This window comes from Thalassospira sp. MCCC 1A01148 (genome assembly GCF_001613795.1).
Lineage (GTDB): Bacteria > Pseudomonadota > Alphaproteobacteria > Rhodospirillales > Thalassospiraceae > Thalassospira.
Window position 1 is genome coordinate 876587 of the sequence record NZ_LPVZ01000020.1, and the last position, 26300, is coordinate 902886.

The 26300-nt window shown below is 57.4% G+C and carries 3 protein-coding genes; all 3 read right to left on the reverse strand.

Annotation, left to right across the window (positions count from 1 at the left end):
* Positions 1-6: 6 nt before the first annotated feature.
* Positions 7-22131 (reverse strand): hypothetical protein, encoded by a 22125-nt coding sequence (locus AUQ43_RS13535; RefSeq protein ID WP_062956758.1) that lies wholly within the window; start codon positions 22129-22131, stop codon positions 7-9.
* Between the two features lie 243 nt (positions 22132-22374).
* Complete coding sequence (locus AUQ43_RS13540) at positions 22375-23682, reverse strand: HlyD family type I secretion periplasmic adaptor subunit (RefSeq protein WP_062956759.1); 1308 nt, start codon at positions 23680-23682, stop codon at positions 22375-22377.
* Entirely contained in the window at positions 23682-26180 is a 2499-nt protein-coding gene (locus tag AUQ43_RS13545) for a type I secretion system permease/ATPase (RefSeq protein WP_062956760.1), read from the reverse strand. Before AUQ43_RS13545 ends, AUQ43_RS13540 begins: the two co-directional genes overlap by 1 nt.
* Positions 26181-26300: the final 120 nt, after the last annotated feature.

Sequence of the window (26300 nt, forward strand, 5' to 3'; positions counted from 1 at the left end):
CCCTGATCAAGTACCAAAGCCAAAGTCATCAGCATCCAGATCATCCGGATCATCAACACCCATCAGGGTGACAGATGCATCATTGCCAAGTTCGATGACGACATTGCCGTCGGTATCGACATGCATGTCATTTTTGATCTGGTTGAAGTTGTTGTAGCTCCATTCAGACAGATCAATGATGTCTTCGCCCGGCGTGAAGTCGGTAATGATGTCATGACCATCGGTTTTACCGATCTGGAACGTATCCCAGCCAGTGCCACCCGTCAGCGTATCGTCACCGGCACTGCCATAGAGATGGTCATTGCCTGAACCGCCGAGCAGCAGATCATCACCGGCATTACCCCAAAGCGTATCGTTGCCGGACCCACCATCAAGGGTGACATCGCCATAGCTTTCGACATCGCTGGTCAGGTCGATGATGTCATCACCGTCGCCGGCTTCGATCACCTCGATCCCGCTGATGCGGACATCGTCATGGTCATCACTGACACTGTCACGGATGAACAATGCGTCATTGCCGCTGGTCATCTGCAAGGTATCGACACCATCGCCACCGATGAAGACATCATTGGACTGGTTGTAGCCATCCAGATTGACGTATTCGCCGGTACCTTCGTCGCCACCATCGTCATGGCCCCAGCCATTGCCGTTGTGGTTATGGTGTCCCCAGCCGTTATCGTGCTGATGACCATCCTCGCTCGGGGAACCATCATTCAGTGCGTACCAGCTGCTATCCCATACTCCATCGGCGTTATATTGCAGGACATCATCGCCCGCACCGCCATTGAGGACATCTTCCCCAGCACCACCGGTGATCGTGTCAGCACCCGATCCACCCCACAGGGTATCGTTGCCATCACCGCCGTTGATCACGTCATCGCCCGCGTTGCTCCAGACGATGTCATCGCCGGTACCGCCCAGGATCGTGACATCACCATAAGACAGCGTGTCACTGGTCAGGTCGATGATGTCATCCCCATTGCCAGCATCAATGACTTCGATGTTGGAGATGCGCGGGCTGGTGCCCGGATCGGTTTGGGTATCGTCAAGGAACAGGGCATCGTTACCACTGGTCATGGCCAGCGTATCGGTGCCCGAACCACCATCAATGATGTCTTCGGAACGGTTGTACCCCGAAAGATTGATCTGTTCGTTGGTGCCATCCATGCCCGGATCGCCAACGTTCTTCGCGGCATAACTGCCGGTCCAGTTCGCATCTTTCTGGTATTCGATGTAATCGTCGCCAGCACCGGCATCAATCAGGTCTGAACCCTTGCCGCCATTGATGCTGTCATTGCCATCGCCACCCCAGATGGTGTCATCCCCGTCGTCACCGCCAAGGATGTCATTGCCATCAAGACCCGACAGGAGGTTCGCACCATCGTCACCGAACAGGTAATCGTTGAAGTCCGAACCAATCAGGTCTTCGATCGAGCTTAGCGTGTCATTGCCATTGCTGCTGGTAGCCGTGCCACTTTCAAGGCTTGCGGCGACTGCTGTGGTCGAGTTGGCATAGCTTGCGGTATCACGACCGGCACCACCAACCAAGCTGTCATGACCGGCACCGCCCATCATGGTGTCATTGCCGGCATCGCCATACAGTTTGTCGTCGCCATTGCCGCCTTCGATGGTGTCATCGCCTTCGCCGCCATAGAGACGGTCGTTATTTTCACCGCCATCAATAACGTCGTTACCGTCACCACCAAGGATGCTGTCATCGCCCGTACCACCATTGATGGTGTCGTTGCCAGCTTCGCCATACAGCTTGTCCTGACCCTGACCACCGGTGATGGTATCAGCACCTTCACCACCCCAAACGCGGTCGTCACCCGACCCACCATCAAGGGTATCGTTACCGGTACCGCCGGTGATGCTGTCCTGACCACTGCCGCCTTCGATCAGGTCATTGCCCGCATCACCCGACAGCGTGTCGTCACCATCACCGCCATACAGGCTGTCATTGCCATCCATGCCCGTGATGGTGTCCTGACCATTCAGGCCATAGACGGTGTCATCACCCGACAGGGCAGCAATCGTGTCGTTGTTGCTGGTGCCATAAAGCAGATCATCATACGGGGTCGGCCCGCTTGTGGACTGATCGACACCGACGAACATGTCAGCATTGAGCTGGCTCAGCGAGACGCCAACCAGGGTCAGCGTGCCCTGACCATTGAGGTCAATCACGGTGTCATTGCCGACCTGCGTCATCTGGTCTTGCAGATCATCCCAGTCATCAATGTCGAGCGACGCCAGATTGATCTTGTCTTCGTTGACGTTGAAGTCGGTAACAACCTTGTTGCCCGCATTGTTGGAAACAATGATCTCGTCCGCGCCGGAACCACCGGTATAGGTGTCATCACCCGCACCGCCATCAAGTGTATCGTTACCCGTTCCACCAAGAAGGGTATCCGCACCATCGGTTCCGGTCAGGGTGTCGTTCCCGGCACCACCATCCATCAGATCGTTGCCATTGCCACCCGACAGGACGTCATCACCGTCACCACCGCTGAGCGTATCGGCACCGTCACCGCCCAAAAGCGTGTCATTGCCGATACCACCATCAAGGGTGTCGTCACCGCCATCACCAGACAGAAGGTCATTGCCCGCACCACCGGCGATGCTGTCATTGTCATCGCCGCCATACAGAACGTCGTCACCGCCTTCGCCGTCAAGCGAGTCACTGCCCGCGGAACCGTAAATGGTATCGGTGTCATCGCCACCGGAGATGGTGTCGTCACCGTCCATGCCGTCGATGTAATCATCGCCGCCGCCGCCATCCATGACGTCGTTCCCGGCATGGCCGATCAGGCTATCGTCACCGGCATTACCCTCGATGACATCATTGCCTTCATTGCCTTCGAGGCTGTCATTGCCTGAACCACCGGAAATGACATCGTCGCCACTGCCGCCCGTGATGGTATCGTCGCCATCACCACCCGACAGGCTGTCATTGCCTTCCATGCCGTTGATGGTGTCATTACCGGCACCACCATCGACGGTGTCATCACCAGCCAGCGCATCAATATAGTCATCTTCGCTGGTGCCCAGCAGGACATCGTCAAACGGGGTCGCGCCACCGTCATTTTCGATGCCGATGAACATATCGGAAGACACATCATTCAGGCGCACACCGCGCAGCGTGACAGATCCCTGATCACCAAGATCAATGACCGTGTTGCCATTCACTTCGGACAGAAGCGGGGCCAGTTCCGACCAGGTGCTGATATCAAGCGCATCAAGCGAGATCTGATCTTCGCTGGTGTTGAAGTCTGTAACGACCTTGTCGCCGATCAGGCTAGTGACCTGCACAACGTCCGCACCAGATCCGGTGTGGATTTCATCGTCGCCTTCGCCACCATCAAGGGTGTCGTTGCCATGACCGCCATACAGCTTGTCATTGCCCGCACCACCATCAAGGTAGTCATCACCGCGTTCGCCATGCAGCGTATCGTTGCCTTCGCCACCGATCAGGGTATCGGCACCATCGCCGGTCCAGATCGTGTCATTGCCTTCACCACCATCGACGGTGTCTTCGCTGATGTCGGCTTCGACATTGTCAAAGGTGTCATTGCCTGCACCCAGATCAACTTCGTTGTCCTGGCTGTTGCCATAGACATAGTCGTCATGGGCGGATGCGATGACCTTTTCGAAGTTGGCAAGAATATCGCCGACCGCATCACCGCCAAAGGCACGTCCGCCTTCACCCGGATTGTGGGTATGGGCGTCGGTGTCACCAAGGAAGATTTCAACGCCTTCGTCGGATCCTTCGTAACTGATGGTGTCACGGCCATCACCACCATCAAGGTAGTCGCCGCCAGCACCACCTTCGATGGTGTCATCACCGGCACCACCCAGCAGGGTGTTGTCACCGCTTGACCCGGTCAGGACATCGTCGCCATCCGAACCGATGACGTTTTCGATGTTGCTGATCGCATCCGTCCCGGTTTTAGCCGAGGTCGCGCTACCAGCCGAAAGATCCACCGTCGCACCGTCTGCGGCAGACATATCAAGCGTATCTTCGCCGTCACCACCATCAAGGGTGTCGTCGCCTGCCGCTGCCATCAGGGTATCGTCACCCGCACCGGCATCGACAACGTCGTTGCCCGCGCCATCGTCAATGACGTCCGCACCATCGCCCGAAGCAATCGTGTTGTTGGCTGCGTCACCGGTAATGGTATCTGCCGCCGCACTGCCAATCACATTTTCAAAGCCGGAAATGGTGTCATTGCCGGTTTCAGAACTGCTTGCCGTACCGGCCGCAAGATCAATGGTCGCACCACTGGTGGCTTCGGAAAGATCAAGGGTATCGTCGCCTTCACCACCGGCCAGAGTATCATCACCCGCACCGGCCATGACGGTATCATTGCCCGTACCACCATCAACGATGTCAGCGCCGGCACCGGCATCAATCATGTCGCTGCCGTCACCACCATTGATGGTGTCATTGCCTTCGCCGCCATCCAGGGTGTCGTCACCGGCACCGCCTTCAAGTACGTCATCGCCAGCGCGGCCCGAAAGGATATCGTTGCCCAGGCCACCGGCCAGGGTGTTGTTATCGTCCGAACCGCTGAGCGTATCGTTGCCATCCGAACCAATCAGGTTCTCGATGCTTGAAAGCTTGTCGGTTTCACTCGCACCGACTTTTGCCGTACCGGTTGCAAGGTCGGCATTTACCGCACCGCTTGCATCGCTGTAATCGGCAGTATCGGTACCGTCGCCGCCAGCAAGGGTATCATTGCCTGCACCACCGGACAGCGTGTCGTCACCGGCACCACCGTCAAGGATGTTGGATTTGGCATCGCCGGAAATCGTGTCGTCATGGTCCGAACCGACAACGTTTTCGACATGATAGATCGAATCATTCCCGGCACCACCCGTTGCAGAGTAGTTCGCCAGATCAACGTCAACACCGGCAGATGCATCGTCATATGTGACGGTATCATTGTCGGCACCACCGACAATGATGTCGTTGCCTTCGCCACCGCGCAGGGTATCGTCACCGATACCGCCCTGCAGCGTGTCATCGCCAGCACCGCCTTCGACAATATCATCGCCGTAGCTGCCATCGACATAATCGTTGCCCGCACCACCATGCAGGTTGTCATCACCAAGTTCGCCGTTGATGGTGTCGTTGCCTTCGTTACCCCACAGGGTATCGGCACCCGCACCACCATTGATGGTGACATCGCCATACGAAATCGTGTCGCTGGTCAGATCGACCACGTCATCGCCGGCACCGGCATTGATGACCTCAACCCCGTCAAGGCGTGCGCCATCGGTCGTGGCTTCATCAACCGTGGTGTCGAAGCTGATCGAGCGGACAAAGAAGTCACTGCTGTCAGAACCGGAAGAACCGTCTGCATAGGGTTCGCTTTCGAACGCGATATAACGGAACTCAATCGGGTTGCCACTGCCATCGGTGGCATTGATGGACGCCGTGCCGACACCGTTGCTGGTGTAATCAATCGTGCTGTCATCAAGCGTGCCGGATGCAACAAGGTTGCCGTCGGCATCAAAGGCCTGCCAGGAACCGATCTCGCCGCCGCCTTCACCGGCCATCAGGTTGGAAACCTGAACCGTGGCCGTGGAGGCATCCGAACCAAGATCGACAACAATGGCTTCGCTTTCGCCGGACTGCGCATCGTGGTTGATCTGACCACCGGCTGTCGTGCCGCCGTCATTGCCGATACCATTGCCGTCGAAGTTGACGGTGTCATCCGCCGCGGCAAGGTTCAGCTTGCCATCGCCATCAATATAGGACGTACCAAAATCAAAGGCATACAGGTTGGCATCCGACCAGGCCGCCTGGACATCTGCAGAACTTGCCGACTCTGTCAGGCCAAGGGTGCGCGTTTCGGTCGTTGGCGTCGTCGTCTGACCATCGCCCAGTTTCGAACCATCGAGAACCAGCGCGTCCTCACCATCGGACATATCAAGGGTGTCATTCCCCTCGCCACCGATGAAGGTGTCATCAGAGATGTTCTTGCCGCTGATATCGGCAACATCACCCGTACCATCAACGCCCGGGCTACCGGTGTTTTCGGTGGTATCACCGCTGGTGGCTGTGCCGTCTGCTTCGAAGTTCAGAACGTCGTCGCCTGCACCGCCATCAAGGGTGTCGTCACCGGCACCGCCGCTGAGTTCGTCATTGTCAGCACCACCCGACAGCGCGTCGTCGCCTTCACCACCGGTCAGCGTATCGTTGCCAGCACCGCCATCAAGGCTGTCACTGCCCGTACCACCGTCAAGGGTGTCGGCACCGTCATTGCCAAGCAGGGTGTCATCACCCGCACCACCGGCAACCGTATCGTCACCGGCAAGGGCATCGATGGTGTCATCATCATCGGTCCCTTCCAGAGTGTCGTCATACGGGGTCGCACCATCAGTGATGTTGTTGAAATCATCCGCACTCAGGTCGCTGAGAGCAACATTGACGAAGGTCACCGTACCGCCAGCCGGCAGGGTCAGGACCGCGTTACCGTCGCCGTTCTCACTTAGAAGCGGAACCAGATCACCCCAGCTTTCAAGGCCAAGATCATCAATCGAGATTTTGTCTTCGCCAGGAGTGAAGTCGCTTACGACATCATCATCGGTGCCATCGGCAAAGATGAAGGTATCCGCACCGGCACCACCGGCAACCGTGTCATCACCCGCGCCACCGTCAATAGTGTCATCCCCGGCACCGCCGCCGATAACGTTATCGCCGTTCGATCCGGTAAGCTGGTCATCACCGGCACCGCCTGTGACATTTTCAAAGTTCGAAACCTGATCATTGCCAGTTTCGGCCGAACTTGCCGTCCCCGCACCAAGGTCGACAACCGCACCACTCGATGCGTTCGACATATTCAGGGTATCAGTGCCGTCGCCACCATCAAGGCTGTCATTGCCTGCACCGGCGATGACCGTATCGTCACCGGCACCGGCCCGCGCAAGATCACTGCCCGCGCCATCGGAAATGACGTCGTTGCCCGCACCGCCATCGATCAGATCGATACCGTCGCCACCATCAATGGTATCGGCACCGTCGCCAGTGGAAATGGTGTCATCAGCACTGCTGCCGGTAACGGTGTCATCACCGGCACCCGTAACCACATTTTCAAAGCCGGAAATAACATCAGCACCGGTTTCGCTGCCGTTGGCTGTGCCATCCTGCAGATTGACCGCGACATCCGCGTCGACATCGGACATATCAAGCGTGTCAAAGCCGTCACCACCCGAAAGGGTATCGTTGCCAGCACTGCCGACCACTGTGTCATTGCCCGCACCGGCATCAACGATGTCATTTCCTGCACCGGCATTGATGTGGTCATTGCCATCACCACCGCTGATGCTGTCATTGCCTTCGTTGGTCCAGACGGTGTCGTCACCCGTTCCGGCATCAACCGAAACATCGCCATAGGAATCCGTCTGGCTGGTCAGATCGACAACATCGTCGCCGGCTCCCGTGTCGATGACTTCGACACCGGAAATAGACGGTGCATTCGATCCATCGGCATGATCGTTATCAAGAATGATCGCATCGCCAGCTGACGTACCGACAAGGGTATCGACACCTTCGCCGCCATCGAACTGATCATCGCTTAGACCAAGGCCCTCAAGGTCGGCAACATCGCCGGTGCCATCGACACCCGGGCTACCGGCATGGTCGGTTTCATCACCGGCTTGGCCAACACGGTCCGCTTCGAACTGAAGAACGTCGTTACCGTCACCACCATCAAGGGTGTCAGATCCTTCGCCACCGCCGAGCGTATCATTGCCGCCACCGCCAATAACGGTGTCATTGCCTGATCCGCCGCCAACGGAGTCGTCACCATCGCCGCCGTCAACGGTGTCGTCACCGTCACCGCCATCGACCGTGTCATTACCGCCGCCGCCGCCGACAGAGTCATTGCCGCTGCCACCACCAACGGAGTCATTTCCATCACCACCGTCGACAGAGTCGTCACCATCGCCACCGTCGACCGTGTCATTGCCACTGCCGCCACCGACAGAATCGTTTCCACTGCCGCCGCCAACGGAATCATCACCGTCACCACCGTCAACGGTATCGTTGCCGTCGCCGCCATCGACGCTGTCATTGCCGCCGCCGCCATCAACCGAATCGTCGCCGTCGCCACCGCCAAGGGTGTCTTCACCCGGCGTGCCGACATTGTCGATACCAGTGAAGTGATCCGGGGTCAGATCGCCCACAGCCACACCCGACAGGGTCACCGTACCGCCAGCTGGCAGGGTAATAACCGCGCCGTCTGGGCCGTCAGACAGCAAGGGTTGCAGATCGGTCCAGGCCGAGATGCCCAGATCCGGAAGTGAAATTGCGTCAGAAGTCAGGTCGAAATCGGTAACAAGGTCGGCATCCGTGCCGTCTTCGAAGACAAACGTATCCGCACCGTCACCACCCGAAAGCGTGTCGTTGCCGGCACCTGCCGCAATGGTGTCATCACCGGCACCGCCAGACAGAACATCATCACCCGCACCACCATCAAGGGTGTCGTTGCCTGCACCACCGTCAATGATGTTGGCATCATCGGAACCGGTAATGACGTCAGCGCTATCCGAGCCGGTTACATTCTCGAAGTTCGCAATGGTGTCCGATCCGGTGTTGGCACCACTTGCCGTGCCGGCCGCAAGATCGACATTCACACCACCCGTAGTGTCAGACAGATCAAGGGTATCAATACCGTCGCCGCCATCGATATCGTCGTCGCCACCATCAAGGGAAACGGTGTCATTGCCCGCACCGGCATCAATCGTGTTGTTGCCAGACGATCCGGCAATGGTGTCATCACCATCGGTCGCGATGACATTTTCAAAGCCCGAAATGCTGTCACTGCCGGTTTCACCGCTGCTTGCGGTGCCTGCGCCAAGATCAATGGTCGCGCCATCGGCGCTCGACAGATCAAGCGTGTCATCGCCGTCACCACCGATCAGAATATCGTCGCCAGCACCGGCTGCGATGGTGTCATTGCCAACACCACCGTCAATGGTGTCAGAACCTTCGCCGCCATCCAGGACGTCGTCACCTGCACCGCCATCAAGGGTGTCGTTCCCGGCACCGCCATTGATGTTGTCGGCACCTTCGCCGCCCAACAGGACGTCACTACCATCATTTGCCCAGATGGTGTCATCGCCCGCACCGCCATCAACCGTGACATCGCCATAGGAATAGCTGTTGCTGGTCAGGTCGACGACGTCGTTGCCGTCGCCAGCATCGATGTTTTCGATATCAACGATGGACGGGTTGGCCGCACCGTTTTCATGATCGCGATCAAGAATGATCGCATCGTCACCGGAACCGGCAACCAGCGTGTCATTGCCTTCGCCGCCAACGAAACTGTCATCAGACAGGTTCTTGCCCGAGATATCGGCAACTTCGCCAGTCCCGTCGGTGGTTGGGCTGCCGACATGGTCGGTGGTGTCCCCATCTGCGGCAACATTGTCACCTTCAAACGACAGAACGTCATCACCAGCACCGCCATCAATCAGGTCGGCACCTTCGCCACCGGCAAGCGTATCATTGCCCGCACCGCCCGAAAGTGTATCGTCACCCGCACCACCAGAAAGGATGTTGTCACCGGTCGACCCGGTCAGCGTGTCATCACCCACACCACCGGTCGCACCTTCGATACCGTCAAGGGTATCGGTGCCATTGGTCGCGGTACCGGTGCCGTTTTCAAGATCGACAACCACACCATCGGTCTGGTCGGAATAATCGACGATATCGTCGCCTTCGCCGCCGATCAGGGTGTCGTTACCCGCACCGCCCGAAAGCGTGTCATTCCCGGCACCGCCATCAATGACATTGTCAGTCTCACCACCAGCAAGCGTGTCATCATGATCGGAGCCGATCAGGGTTTCAAAACCGTCAATGCTGTCATTGCCTGCACCACCGGTCGCAGTACCGGCATCAAGGTCGGCATTCACACCACTTTCGGCGTCTTCATAAGACAGAATGTCTTCGCCCTCGCCGCCGATCAGCGTGTCATCGCCGCCATTGCCAAAGACGGTGTCATTGCCTTCGCCGCCATCCAGGATGTTGGCGTTTTCATCGCCGATCAGAACATCATCGCCATCACCACCGGTGACGTTTTCGATGCTTTCAAGGGTATCGTTGCCAGCCTCACCCGTCGCGGAGCCAGCACCCAGATCAACGGTGACACCTTCAGATGTGTCGGAATAATCGGCGGTATCACTACCATCGCCACCGCGCAGGGTATCGTCACCTGCGCCACCGATCAGCGTGTCATTGCCCTCGTCGCCATAGATGTCGTCATCGCCAGCCTGACCGTCGACGATGTCATCGCTTTCAAGGGCATGGATTTCGTCACTGATCTGGCTACCGGTGATGTCATCTTCGAACTCGGTGCCAAAGATGGCGTCATAGCCAAAGAAGTTTTTCTGACCAAGATCATCGACCGAGACACCTTCAAGGGTGATGCTGTCGCCATCGCCAAGGGTGATGACCGCATTGCCGTTTTCATCATCGGCCATCTGGTCACGAAGGTTGGCATAATCCTCGATGCCATAGGCAGACAGATCGATGATGTCTTTTTCGACGTCAAAGTCGGTCGCAGTATCATGTCCGCCACCCGGCGCAAGCACGATCAGATCTTCGCCTTCGCCAGTGATCAGGACGTCATCGCCTGCACCACCGACCAGGGTATCGTCACCCGATCCGCCATCAAGGGTGTTGACCCCGTCGCTGCCAACAAGGGTATCGGTGTAGTCGGTACCAATGACGCGTTCGAAATTCCGAACGATATCGTCGCCACCGCCACCCGTCGCATATTCCTTGACCAGATCGACCGTGACACCGGAATCCATGTTGGAATAATCGACGGTGTCGATGTCGTCTTCGCCATCGCCGCCATCAAGGATGTCATCCCCGGCATCGCCAAAGACCCAGTCGCTGCCAGCGCCGCCTTCGACAATATCGTCGCCTTCGCCGCCAGAGAGGGTGTCATCGCCAGCTTCACCCAGAAGGATATCGCCACCGGCACCACCATCGATGATGTCGTCGCCTGCACCACCGCTGATTTCGTCAATGCCTTCGCCGCCATCGATCACATCAGCACCGGCACCGCCATCAATCGCGTCGCCGCCAGCACCGCCGGAAATCGTGTTGTCGTTTTCATCACCGACGATCTGGTCGTTGTAATCAGAACCAACAACGTCTTCGATATCGACCAGCGTATCATTGCCCTGACCGGTTGCGGTGCCCGCCCCCAGATCGACATCAACGCCCTGATCCGCACTGCTGTAGTCGGCGGTATCGGAACCTTCGCCGCCATCAAGCACATCATCGCCCGCGCCACCGACAAAGGTGTCGTCACCGGCAAGGCCGGTCAGGGTGTTGTTTTCGTCATTGCCCGACAGGGTATCGTCAAACAGGGTACCGGTGACGTTTTCGATGCCTTCAAGGACATCATCGCCGTCACCGCCGGTGACCGTGCCCGCCGCAAGATCGGCAGCAATGCCGGAACTCTCGGTCGAGTAGTCGGCGGTATCGTTGCCATCACCGCCACGCAAAACATCCGATCCGGCATTGCCAACCAGCGTGTCATCGCCAGTTCCGCCGTCAAGTGTATCGTTGCCTTCGCCACCGATCAGGCGGTCATTACCCGCACCACCGTCGACCGTGTCATCGCCACCAAGCGCGTTGATGATGTCATCGCCACTGCCGCCGATCATTTCATCGGTGTTCTCAGATCCAAGGCGGACATCAACACCAACGAAGTTATCTGCAGTCAGCTCTGACGGGGTAACGCCCTGAAGCGTGACGGTATCGCCGCTGTCAAACGTGATCGTCAGATCGCCATTGGCATCCGTCCCGAACATGTTTTCGAGCGCGCCATAACCGGCAATATTGAAGCTGGTAAGGTCGATGGTATCGACCGCAGGATTGAAATCAGTGACCGTGTCTTTGCCGTCACCCGGATTGAAGACCACCTGATCGGCGCCTTGGCCCAGGGTCAGCGTATCATTGCCCGCACCGGCATCAAAGGTGTCGTCGCCTGCGCCACCGATAAAGGTGTCGCTCTGTCCGCCACCGATAAAGGTATCGCTGAACTCGGAACCACGGATGGCCTCGATGCCTTCAAGGGTATCGGTACCGGTTGCTGTGCCCGAAACGGTGTTGTTGCTTGTATCAACCGTGACCGCGGCCTCGGAGTCGATATAACTTGCAGTATCGACACCTTCGCCACCGATCAGATGGTCATCGCCCTCGCCCGACAGAAGGGTGTCATTCCCCGCACCACCATCAAGCGTATCGGAACCCGCACCGGCGGAAATGGTGTCGTTGCCAGCACCACCTTCGACAAGGTCATCACCGCTGCCCGACGAAATGACGTCGTTGCCTTCGCCGCCCGTAATAGTATCGGCGCCATCGCCGGTCGCGATAATATCATCGCCTGCACCGCCATCGACGATGTCGGCACCTTCGCCGGTGGTGATGACGTCATTGCCTTCACCAGCATTGACGGTGTTGTCACCGTTACCGGCATCAATCACGTTGCCCGTGTCATCGCCAATGATCAGGTCATCACCGTCACCGGTCGTGACATTTTCAATATTGGTAAAGGTATCGGTATCGGTGCCATCGGTGGCTGTTCCGTTGGTGAAATCAACGGTCTGATCACTGGCAAGGTCGGACAGATCAAGGGTATCTTCACCCGCGCCACCATCGATGGTGTCGCTACCTGCACCGCCGCGCAGTGTGTCATTGCCAGCGCCACCCAGAAGAACGTCATCACCTGCACGCCCATCAAGGATGTCATCGCCGGCCTCACCCGAAAGCGTGTTGCGACCACTATCGCCGCGCAGGGTGTCTGCATTGGCAGAACCAGAAACGTTTTCGAAGTTCGAAATCGTATCGCCGGTACTGGTCACACCTGTCTGCAGGTCGACCGATACACCTGATTCGCCAGCGAACGAGACGGTATCTTCGCCTTCGCCACCATCAAGGTTATCAATGCCCGCACCACCAGAAATGGTATCGTTACCAGCGCCACCTTCGATCACGTCGTCACCACCACCGCCGGTGACGATGTCGTCGCCGTCGCCAGCAAGAACGGTATCGTTGCTACCACCACCGGTGATTACATCATCATGGTCGGATGCAATGATCTGTTCGATACCGCTAAAGGTATCTGTGCCTGTGTCTTCGCCAGAGGCGGTATTGGTTTCCAGATTGATATCAAGACCCGATGCCGCATCAGAATAATCAAGAGTGTCGGCACCAGCACCACCAACATAGGTGTCATCGCCCAGTTCACCGACAAAGCTGTCATCCCCTTTGCCGCCGTCCAGAACGTCATTGCCGGCACCGCCGGTCAGCATGTCGTTCCCGGCACCGCCATCGATTACGTTATCGGCTTCGTTACCGGTGATGGTGTCGTCATATTCTGTACCGGTGACATTTTCGAAACCGGAAAGGGTATCGTTGCCATCGGCACCGGTTGCGGTCCCGGCAGCAAGATCAATGTTCTGCGCCCCGGTTGCCTCGGAATAATCAAGGGTATCGGTCCCCTCACCACCCAACAGGGTGTCATCACCCTCACCACCGGAAATTACGTCATCGCCAGCGCGGCCATCAATCGTATCGTCACCAGCTCCGCCCGACAGGGTGTTGGCTGCATCCGAACCACCGATGCTGTCATTGGCATCCGAGCCGATCACATCTTCGATGTTGCTCAACAGATCCGTACCGTCGGCCTTGTCAGTCGAGCCGGCTTCAAGGTCGACATCAACACCGGTTTCACTGTTGCTGTAATCAACAACGTCCTGCCCGGCACCACCATCAATGACATCGTCGCCAGCACTGCCGTTGATGGTATCGTCGCCGGCACCAGTCAGAATGGTGTTGTCCGCATCCGAACCGGTAATCGTATCATCCAGCCCCGAACCGATGGCATTTTCGACATTCAGAACCGTGTCACCGGTTGCCGAGTCCGTTTTGCCAGTTCCAAGATCAAGGGTAACGCCGTCTTCCGCGCCAGAATAGTCAACGGTATCAATGCCATCGCCGCCATCAATCAGGTCACTGCCCGATCCGCCATTCAGGGTATCGTCACCCGCACCACCCAGCAGTGTGTCATTGCCGCCACCGCCCGACAGGATGTCATCGCCATCTTCACCCGACAGAACGTTGGCAGACTGATCACCGGCAATGGTGTCGTCATAGTCCGATCCACTCAGATTTTCGATACCGTCAATCTGATCGTTGCCAAGTCCCGTGACAGTGCCTGCGCCAAGGTCGGCCGTGATGCCGCCTGTCGCATTGCCATAGTCGGCAGTATCGATGCCTGCGCCACCACGCAGCACGTCATCACCGCCGCTTGCAATCAGACTGTCGCTACCCGACCCGGCGTCAATGGTATTATTCCCGTCATCGCCAGCCAGTGTATCCGCATGGGCCGAACCGGTGATGTTTTCGATGTTTTCGAGGGCATCTTCACCCGCCGCACCAGTTGCAGTTTGCGCGGCGAGGTCAACATTCACGCCGCCGTCGGCATTGGCGTAACTTGCTGTGTCATTGCCTTCGCCACCCGAAAGGGTGTCATCGCCACCAAGGCCCTCAAGGATATCATCGCCCTCGCCACCTTGAAGAATGTTGTCACCGTCCGAACCGGTCAGCGCATCATTGCCTGCACCCGCCACAACGTTTTCAACATTGCGGATGCGGTCAGTACCACTTTCAGTGTTTGCCGTGCCTGTTTCAAGATTGACCCTGATGTCGCCAGTCTCATCGGAATAATCGACTGTATCGACACCTTCGCCGCCATCAAGGGTATCATTGCCTTCGCCCCCGATCAGCGTGTCGTCACCAGCACCACCAAAGATGCTGTCATTGCCTTCAAGACCATCGATCGTGTCGTTGCCATCCAGGCCCGACATGGTGTCCTGACCGTCGGTACCCGACATGATGTCATCACCTGACGTCCCGACAATGTCGCGAACCCCAATGAAGTTGTCAGCAGTAATGTCATCCTTGCTGACACCCTCGAGAACCATTGATGTGCCTTCACCGAAATCGATGACGAGGTCACCATTTTCGTTGTCGGACATCATTTCATACAGTTCGCCATAGGTATCAACACCAAGGGCACTGATATCAATCTGGTCTTCACCAACAGCAAAGTCGGTTATGGTGTCAGCACCGTCATCCGGCCCGACAACAAAGACATCCGCACCGGTTCCACCGGTCAGGGTATCGTCGCCTGCACCGCCGGTAATGTTATCCGAACCGGCACCTGCATTGATGACGTTGTCGCCATCATCACCGGTAATGGTATCGGCCTCTTCGGAACCAATAACGTTTTCAACGCCAGTGATGCTATCGATGCCATCTGCACCGGTTGCCGTTCCTTCGGAAAGATCAATGGAAACAGCACCTTCACCCTCATAGCTGACAGTGTCACTGCCTGCCCCGCCCTCAATGGTGTCATTACCAGCACCACCGACCAGAAGGTCGTCGCCGGCACCGCCATCAAGGATGTCGTCGCCAGCACCCCCGGAAAGGGTGTTATCGGCATCATCACCAGTCAGGGTGTCGTCGTGATCAGACCCCTGAACACTTTCGATGCTCTCAAGAGTATCATTGCCGGCAGCACCACTTGCTGTGCCCTGACCAAGATCAACGTTTACCGAACCATCTGCATCGCTGTAGTCAGCCGTATCGGTGCCGTCACCGCCGACGAGTGCATCGTTACCCGACCCACCGGTCAGCGTATCGTCGCCGGCACCGCCAAGGATCGCGTCATCACCGGCACCGCCTGCGATCGTGTCATTCCCACCGCCGCCAAGCAGCGTATTGGCACCACTGTCGCCCGCGATTACATCATCCTGGTTGGAACCGACGACATTTTCGATGTCAATAAGGGTGTCTTCACCGCCGACACCACCTGTACCGGCTTCGAGGTCGACCGTGATCCCACTGCCCGTGGTATAATCAACAGTATCTTCACCTGCACCGCCGTCGATAACATCGTGGCCAACACCGCCGGTAATGGTGTCATCACCATCGTTACCCGAAATGGTGTCGTCGCCTGCACCGCCGTGAATGATGTCGTTACCGGCAAGACCATCAATGATCTCCGCTGACGACGATCCCTGCAGTGTATCGTCGTCCTCTGTCGCACCTAGGGACTCAAGATCAACGAAGTTGTCTGCGGTCAGGTCATCAGGAGAGACACCATTCAGCGTCATGGTGTTGTCATTGATGGTGATGACCGCATTGCCATCATCATCGGTGCTGAGCATTGTCTTGAGAGCTTCAAAGTTCGGAATATTGAAGCCGACAAGATCAATCTTGTCTTCCGAAGGATCGAAATCCGTGATCACGGTGGCATCGGTGAGGGTGCTAAAGACAAAGGTATCCGCACCTTCGCCACCCGACACCAGATCCTGACCTGCGCCAGCATCAATGGTATCGTCACCTGCACCACCTTCGATGGTGTTGTCTGACGAGGACCCGGTCAGGACATCATCATGGTCGGAGCCAACAACGTTTTCGATAGATTCCAGCGTGTCGTTGCCGTCCGCACCTGATGCCGTGCCAGATGAAAGGTCAACGGTTACACCACCTGATGCGTCTTGGTATGTAACAGTATCTGAGCCGATACCACCGTCGAACGTATCGTCTCCTGCGCCACCGGCCAGGGTATCTTCACCCGCGCCACCCTTGAGCACATCATCGCCGCCACGGCCATCAAGAACATCATTGCCAACGCCACCGTTAAGGGTATTGGCATTGTCATCACCGGTCAGAGTATCGTCATAGGACGAGCCGATAACGTTTTCAAAGTTCGCAATCGTGTCGGTGCCATTTGCGGCGTCTGCCTGACCGGATTCAAGATCCACGTCAACACCGCCCGTGGTTCCCTGATAGTTCAGCGTATCGTTACCATCGCCGCCATCAAGGTCATCACTACCGTCACCACCGCTGATATTGTCATCACCGGCACCGCCAGTGATGGTATCGGCGCCTGTGCCACCCGTAATGACGTCATTACCATCGCCGCCATCAATCGTATCGTTGCCTGCGCCACCTGAAACCTTGTCATCACCGCCTTTCGCCGTGATCACGTCGCTGCGGTCTGTGCCGGTAAGGATGTCCTTGTCTTCGGTACCTTCGAGCGAACGAATACCTTTGAAGTTGGCATAGGTCAGGCTATCGGGATCAACATTTTCAAGGGTAATGACCGCATCACCAACCGTGATCGTCGCATTACCTGCTGCATCTTCACCAATAAAATCAGCGATATCAGAGAACAGCTCAAGCCCGTCAATACCCTGAATATCAATGATGTCATTGATCGGGTTGAAATCGGTTACAAGATCATTGCCGCTCTCGGGCGTGACAACAAAGGTATCGGCCCCTGATCCACCACTCAGCGTGTCGTCCCCGGCACGACCATCAATAGTGTCATTGCCGTCACCACCCATGAAGACGTCATCACTACTGCTGCCCAGCATGATGTCGTCAGTTGCGGTTCCCTCGACCTGCTCGAAGCCGGAAATCGTATCGGTAAAGTTATTGCCGCTGACGGTACCTGCCTCAAGGTCGACGGTAACACCTGCACCGAGGCCATCTGCATCGGAATTGTAACTTAGCGTATCGTTGCCATCACCGCCGACCAGGGTATCGTCACCTGCACTACCATAAACAGTGTCATCACCTGCGCCGGTATCCACGATGTTAACGTCATCGTTTGTATAAACGACATCGTCGCCAGAACCCGTAACAACGTTTTCAAAGCCGGAAATCGTATCATTGCCATCGCCGGTCGCCGTGCCCCCGGCAAGGTCAACCGTAACGCCGCCATCAACATCGGTGTAATCAACCGTATCGTTACCGTCACCACCCGACAGAACATCATCGCCGCCACCGCCGGAAATGGTATCGTCACCACCCATGCCAGACAGCGTATTGGCACCATCGTCACCAGCAATGACATCGCTGTTCGTTGTGCCAACCACATTTTCAAAGTTGGAAATCCGGGTCGTGCCGGAATCCATGGTGGCAGCGCCATCCTGCAGATCGACATTCAGGCCGGTTTCGTTGCCAAATCCGACCGTGTCATTGCCCTCGCCACCATCAACGGTATCGCCAGAGCCAATGCCACGAACGACATCATCGCCCGCACCGGTTGAAATGGTATTCTCACCATCGGAGCCAACAACAGTATCGTTGCCGGCGCCGGTAACGACGTTCTCGATGCTGTCTAGACTGTCGTTTTCGCCGATCTCTGCATCACGGGCCGTTCCGCTGGCAAGATTGACATCCTGTGCTGTCTCGCGCGCACTCAGATCAAGGGTGTCACTGCCTTCGCCGCCGATGATTGTGTCATTGCCATCTTCACCGAGGAACAGGTCATCGCCGGCACCGCCATCAAGGGTGTCATTCCCACCGCGCCCGACAAGCGTGTCATCTCCGGCGCCGCCACTCAGGACATTGACGCCATCGTCGCCGTAAAGTTCGTCGTCATAGCCCGAACCCGTCGCATTTTCGATGCGATCAAGCACATCGTCGCCATCGGCGCCCGTCGCTGTTCCGGCTTCAAGATCGACCTGAACACCGCCATTGGCGCCGGAATAATCAACCGTATCAATGCCTTCCTGACCGCGCAGGGTATCGTTACCAGCACCGCCGGAAACCGTATCGTCGCCATAGCCACCCGAAACAACGTCATCGCCATCGCCACCATCAAGGGTGTCGTTGCCGCCATAGCCATAAACTGCGTCGTTGCCGGAAGTCCCGGTACCGACATCGTCATCTTCGCTTTCAAAGATGCGGCCAAAACCACGGAAATCATCCGCCGTCAAGCTATCGCTGCTAACACCTTCAAGGGTCAGGGTGCCTTGGTCACCGAAATCGATAACAGTATTGCCGTTACCGTCATCGGACATCATGGTTTGCAGGGTTGCAAAGTCCTGAATGCCAAGCTTCGACAGATCAACAATGTCTTCTGAACCGGTAAAATCGGTAATCGTATCGTTGCCGAAATTCTCGGTCAGCTCGAAATCATCATCGCCCGCGCCACCGGTCAGGGTGTCATCGCCCGCACCACCGGTCAGGGTGTCAATGCCAGCCCCACCTTCAAGAACGTTATCGGCATCATCGCCGGTAATATAATCGTCATAGTCGGAGCCGATAACGTTTTCGACCATCTGGACGACGTCGTTACCAGCACCACCTGTCGCAGTTTCATTGGACAGGTCGACCGTAACACCGCTTTCTGCGTCGCTATAGCTGGCAGTATCAATGCCGCTACCGCCCTGAATGTGGTCATCACCCTGACCACCACGCATGAAATCGTCACCCGATCCGCCAGCCATGACGTCATTGCCGTCACCGCCAACCAGAAGATCGTCGTCGGCACCGCCCTGCAAAACGTCATCATCGGCGCCGCCAAACAGGCTGTCGCTGCCGTCACCGCCCTGCAGGATATCCTGACCGTTTTCACCACGCAGAACGTCATTACCGGCACCACCCTGCAACAGATCGTTGCCAAAGTTGCCTTCCAGCGTGTCATCGCCGCCATTGCCCTGAAGGGTGTCATCACCTGCACCACCACCCAGAACGTCAGCGTCATCGCCGCCCTGCACCACATCGGCACCGGCAGTCGGGGTATTGTCGTACGCAGTTGCGTCACCATCATCGGCATCGGTTACGCCAGACCCGGTTTCAGCATCGCCTTCGCCGGTCGCGTTCGAATCCGTCGCGTCATCGCCTGCGGTGGTTTCGCCGGAAGAATCCCCGGTCGTTTCACCAGCAGAGGCGCCAGCTTCTGCACCCGCATCGGTTTCGCTGTCAGCCGTGGCGTCTTCGCCGGAGGCGTCCGCGCTGCCGGCATCAGAGCCGGATGTTGTTTCACTACCAGAATCGGTGGTTTGCGAACCGGAATCTGTCGACCCTTCACCGGATGTGTCACCACCGGTTTCCGCGGTCGTTTCATCAGTGGCTTCGCCAGTCGTCTGTTCACTTTCCGAAGACGTGGTCGTATCCGAACCGGTCCCGGCACCAGCCTGGGCACCGGACGTCGTGTTTTCTTCTTCGGTCTGGCTGGTTTCACCCGTCTGGGTTTCTGTACCACCTGCTTCACCGGTGGTTTCTGCGCCGCTTTCACCCGAGGCCGTGTCGCCCGAAGACGTCTCTTCACCGCCAGTTTCCGCACCAGAAGTGCCTGTACCGCCCGCACCGGAAGTTTCACCAGCGGTCGTCTCGTCACCAGACGTACTGTCTACCGGCTGCCCGGAGGCTTCGCCGTCGGTTTCACTGGTGTCGGTGCTGCCAGTATCTGTTCCGCCGGCCTCAGCATCGCCACCGGATGTGTCGGAAGCCGGATCACCTGTACCAAGGGTATCTTCACCGCTGGCACCCGACGTGCTGTCAGAACCGCTGCCGCCCGTGGTCTCGCCACCAGTAGCATCACCGCCGGTGGTTTCGCTTCCGGAAGTCGATTCCGATCCGCTTTCCGCACCCGTATCGGTTTCGGTCTCAGAACCGGTTACGGTGCCACCACCCTCGGTTCCTGATGTTTCTTCACCGCCAGAAGTGGCGTCAGAACCGGATTCACCGGTGGATTCCGATCCGGATGCAGTTTCATCGCTGGTGCTGTCCGTACCGTTCGACGCACCGGTGGTTTCACCATCCGAACCATCTGTCTGCCCACTGGTCTCATCGGTCCCGGTTGCATCACCGGATCCCGTGCCGGTGCCGGTGCCAGTTTCGGTCTCAGAGCCAGCATCGCCGGTGTCGCCGCTGTTGGTGGTGTCGTCCGCGCCACCAGAAGTGGTGTCACCTGCGGCGCTATCTTCCGCAGTTTCAGATGAGCCTGTTGAGCCGCTGTCGGTTCCAGAATCACCGGAAGTGGTTTCACCGGAACCCGTTGCGTCGCTGCCACTGCTGCTGTCTGTTTGACCGCTAGTTTCGCTGTCCGAGGCACCCGTAGTGTCGGTCCCCGACGTTTCACCGGTCGTCGCATCAGAATCCGTCGTGCCGGTTTCCGTTTCGGCCGCGCCAGAATCACCTGTCGTGTCGCTGCCTGCAGAGTCATCAGTTGTCGAACCGGAATCACTTTGCGCAGATGCATCCTCGGCACTACTGGTGCGACCGGCACCGGAGTCGAGATTGACTTCAACACCCTGATCAGACCCGCTGTAATCAAGGGTGTTTTCGCCAGCACCACCGTCAATAACGTCCGATCCGTCACTGACAGCAAAGGTATCATCACCGTCGCCGCCAGAAAGGCTGTTGTCGCCCGAGTCGCCGGTCAGAACATCATTGCCTGATGTGCCGCGCAGGTTTTCAATATTTTCAAAGGAAGTACGATTTGCGCCAGTGGCATCCGTCGAGGATCCCTGCGAAATATCAGCGCGCACGCCATCTGAAGCCCCATCGAATGACAGGGTATCTTCACCCGCACCGCCATCAATGTTGTCCGTTCCGCCGCCCGATGAAATGACATCATCACCATCAGAACCAACGATGGTGTCATCACCTTCGCCGCCTTCGATGACATTGGCTTCACCCGCAGCCGAAGACGAATCCCCGCCCTCGGACGCGACAGACACTTCGTTGATTTGCGGAACGTCAACCAGCGTTACATTGGCAAGCTCTGCCTTCGAAACGCCTTCGAAAACGACCTTGTCGCCGGTTGAAAAGACGATGAACGCGTTGCCCGCCGCATCCTCGTCGACCAGCGCCATCAGCTCGCTGACACTATCAACGCCAAGATCGCTCAGCGCCAATTCGTCTTCGTTAACGTTGAAATCGGTAATCGTGGTTTGCTCAAACCCGCTTTTGAGCACAAAAGTATCGCGCCCATCACCGCCGGTAACAACATCCTCACCCTCGCCCGATTCGAGAATGTCGTCGCCTTCGCCGCCAACCAGGGTGTTGTCGCCACCATCGCCCACCAGAACATCGTCGTAAGCACTGCCGATGACATTCTGAATGTTGGTGAAGACCTGCGTTGCTGCGGATTGCGGATTGCCTTCGCCCGAAGAGCCAGACCCAGAATCATTTTTGACCGCGTCAGAATCCCCTTCCGAGCGGTCATCAAGTACCTGATCAATGTCGGTGTCGGTTACTCCAACACCATCGTCTTGGTTGGCGGGCGAGACCAAAGCGCGTACTCCCTACATGGGAATTGTTTTTACCGTAACTGCGGCGGACATCCACCCCAGAATCAATTTATACCGTAGTATAAATTAGATTTCTACGAATCATCAATAGTAAATGACTCGTTCTGGCGTGATTAATGCGCTTTTCTCATGTTTTCCGGCGTTTTGGAAGGGGAAAGCCCGACCTGTCAGAATCTGTCAGGTTGTATAGAGCAGCCTGATATGACCTATACGTTCTTTAGATAATCACTGTTCGCGGAATGCGCGATCAAAGCTGGTGGTGATCGGTGAAAACAGGTACGCCAGAATCGTTCTGGCCCCGGTTACGATTTCCAGCTGCGCGGGCATACCGGGCGAGAGAATCATGCCTTCGTGCTCTGCCAGACTTTCCGCATCAATCTCAACCATCGCCTGGAAATAGGACCGGCCCTCGGCGTCGGTCAGACGGTCAGGCGAAACGTCAGTGACCGTTCCCTTGACCGGTGCAAACCAGCGCTGGCTGAACGACGTCACGCGGATGTTAACCGGAAGCCCGGCCGAAACGACGTCGATGTCGTTTGGGGACACGCGGGCTTCGATCACAAGACGATCATCGGCTGGCACGATTTCAAGCACCTGGGCACCGGGCGGAATGACACCACCGACCGTGGTAAATTGCATATTGGTCACCGTACCATTGCGCGGTGCCTTGATGTCGGATCGCACCAGAATATCCTCGGCCGAACGCAGGCGTTCATTCAGATCGGAAATCTCGCTTTGGACATCCCGCAGTTCAGTGTTGATCGACTGCAAATGATCACGCATCAACTGCGACTGGCTGGCCTTGACCTGCTGGATCTGTTGTTCGATCCGCGCAATATCAGCAGAAAACCGCCCGATATTGCCAAGGGTTTCGACCAAACGGCTTTCAAGCTGCAGCAACCGGGTGCGCCTGGCATAGCCGAGCTCCACCATCGGCTTGACCATGGCAAGCTCTTCCTTGACGATCCCGACCTGCTGTTCGGCGGCGATCTTTTGTTCACGCGTGCCGACAATCTCGCGGCGCAATTCCTTGATGCGCTCGTCATACAACTCAAGCTCACCCTGAAATGCGTTCCGACGGCTTTCAAACAAGGTCCGCTGCGCATCGGTGATCGAGAAATAGCGCGGGTCTTCAAGCGGCGGCGGGAAGGTCAGATAATCATCCTGCGCGCGTTCAGCAACCAGGCGCGTCTGGGTCGCCAGCGCATTGAGATAGCGGTTGTTGAGCAGATCATAGCTGGCGCGCGACCGGGTATCATCAAGGCGCACCAGAACCTCACCGGCCTTAACCCGTGTGCCGTTGCGCACCAGAATTTCACGAATGATGCCGCCTTCGAGGTGCTGGACACTTTGGCGTCCGGAAAATGGCGCGACAACTCCACTGGCCGTTGCGGCCGAATTAACCTCGGCCGTTCCTGCCCATAGCAAGACCGAACCAAATCCCAAAAACAGGATTAGAAAGCCGATCCGCACCAACGGTTTGACATCGGTGCTAAGCTCGCGCGCGTTTGGAAGTTGCACACCACCAGACATCAGGCACCACCTTGTCGGCGCTCGGCCGATCCTTCAACCACACGCAATTGCGGGCGTCCACGACGGGCCGTTTGCGCGCGGGCCGGTTCACGTTCTGCCGGACGTTCGGTTGCTTCAGATGGCCTGCGGCGCGGCGCACGCGCGGCCGCAGCACGTTCGGCATCCTCACGCACCTTGCGCATGCGCATGGCGGCCTCCTCGCGGGCCTTGGCAATTGCTTCGGCCTCGCTCATTTTGCGTTGTGCTGCGGGTTTGCGGGCGGGTTGCGCGCTGCGTTCAGGCTGTGCTTTTGGCTTTGTTGCCGGGCGTTTGGATGCAAGATCCGCGGCACTTGCCGGACGCGCTTCACGTGACGGCCGTGCTGCTGGATCCTTGCGCGCAGAACCCTTGGTCGCATCCGCCTTTTTGCTGACCGGGCGCATTGTCATCATCGTGCCACCCGGGGTCGGTTGCGGCTTCATTTCTGCTTTTGCGATCCCCGCTGCCTGCTTGGCGGCCTGGGCCCGACCCGAACCGGTTTCGCCAGTCGAACCGAAATCGGCAATCTCGGGCAGCTCTTCAATTTCTGGCTCAGGCGAAGTATCTGCCTCTGGCGCGCTCATGGCCGTGGCCGGATGACTGTTTGGTGCGCTGTTTTTTTCAACGATCGGACGCGGTGCATCGGGATTGGGAACCTCGATCCGTTTGGGCGTGATGCGCATTTGGCCATCAGATGGCGGGCTATCCGGTGCGGCCTCGGTCGAACGCGCTGCCGGTGGCAAACCACGGGCGATTTCGTCATTCTCGGGCGCAGGTTTTGTCACTGCCGGTTTACTGCCGCCCTTGACCGGAACCACCTGAATCTGTCCATCGGCAAGGGCAAGGATGGCATCTGCGCGTGCAAGAATGCCTCGCTCGTGACTGACGATAAACGTCGTGATGCCATTGCGCCGCAGCACTTCGATCAATTCGCTGATATGAGCAACACCGCTGTCATCAAGGGCAGTTGTCGGTTCATCAAGCAGCAACAAGCGCGGGCGCGAAAACAGCGCGGCCGCCAAGGCAATCAATTGGCGCTGCCCACCCGACAAATTGCGCCCACCACGATCTACCCGCGTGTCATAACCATCTGGCAGATCAAGGATGAACTGATGTGCACCAGCCAGTTCAGCGGCCTGAATGATGTCGCGCATTTCCGCATTGCCAAGACGTGCAATATTTTCGGCAATCGTGCCCGGGAACAGGAAGGGGTTTTGCGCCAGATACCCGATCTGCGCGCCCATTTCGGCACGATCCACCCGTGACGCTTCGACATCATCAAGTTTCACCGACCCGGAACCGGGCAACCAGATGCCCATGAGCAGCTTCAAAAGGGCGGTCTTGCCGACCCCGTTAAACCCGGCAATTGCAATAATCTGCCCCGGCCCGGCCTTAAACGAGAAGCCCTTGAACAGCACATTGCGGCTATTGGGCGGCGCAAAGACAAGCCGGTCGACACTCACCGCCATGCCACGACCGCGCGGCATGGGTGCCGGGACCGTCTGGCGTTTTTCAAGCAGGATCTTGTTAAGGCGCTCAAACGAACTGCGCGCAGCGTTCCAGCTGCGCCATGCCGTCACCGCACCGTCAAACGGGGCAAGTCCGCGCATGCCAAGGATCATGGATGCCACCATGATACCAATCGTGATGCTTTCAGACAGAACCAGATAGGCCCCGACACCGATAAAACAGACCTGCATGGCAAGCCGGACAAAATGCGATAACGTGGTCGATGTCCCAACCCGACGGCTGGCCTGTCCTTCCCAATAAAGCGAATCCGACTGATCCGCCTGCCAGCGTTGGCGGGCAGACTGGGTCATGCCCATGGCTTCCATCGCCTCGGCATTGCGGACATAGGTTTCTTCCTGCGCAATGCCGCGGTTCTGGCTTTCTTCGGACCGGTCGACAGAGATTTTCGCGGCTGCCTCGTTGGCAATCGCAATGACGATCAAAAGCAACGCCCCGCCGCATGCCACCATGCCAAGGCGGGTATCGAAAATGAACACCACCCCGATATAGACCGGGGCCCACATGAAATCGATCAGGGCAAACGGACCACTGCCCGTCAGAAAACCGCGCAAGCCATACAAATCGCGCAAAGGTCGCTGACGCATCTGACTGCCGCGTGCGGATTGCTGGACGACATGGGCAAACAGCTCCCCACCCAGTCGCAGATCAAGCGCGGTCCCAACCCGGATCAAAACCCGTGACCGAAGTTGCTCCATCGATGCAATGAAGACCAGAACAAGACCGATACCAAGCGTGAGAAGGGCGAGCGTATCCACCGACCGGCTGGAAAGAACACGGTCAAATACCTGCATGGAATAGATCGGGATCACCATGTTAAGCAGGTTGATCACCATCGAGAATCCGCCGACAAGCGCAATCGACCGCCAGAACAAGCGTTCCAGCGGGGTACGATCCCCCTCGCGTCCCGCATCCGTCTTGCGGGTTGGCCGGATTCTATCCAACAGGCCCATTCTTTCCTTCCGCTACAACTGCCCGAAAAATCGGGCAGAACCCTTATATTTGGTGCCGTTGACCAATTGCCAATCACGCATGACAAACCACCCGCGCAACGAAGCTACAACGGGCAACCT

Bases quoted from the DNA above. Each gene is read 5' to 3' on its own strand.
- AUQ43_RS13545 (WP_062956760.1), bottom strand. From the start codon at position 26,180: ATGGGCCTGTTGGATAGAATCCGGCCAACCCGCAAGACGGATGCGGGA.
- AUQ43_RS13540 (WP_062956759.1), bottom strand. From the start codon at position 23,682: ATGTCTGGTGGTGTGCAACTTCCAAACGCGCGCGAGCTTAGCACCGAT.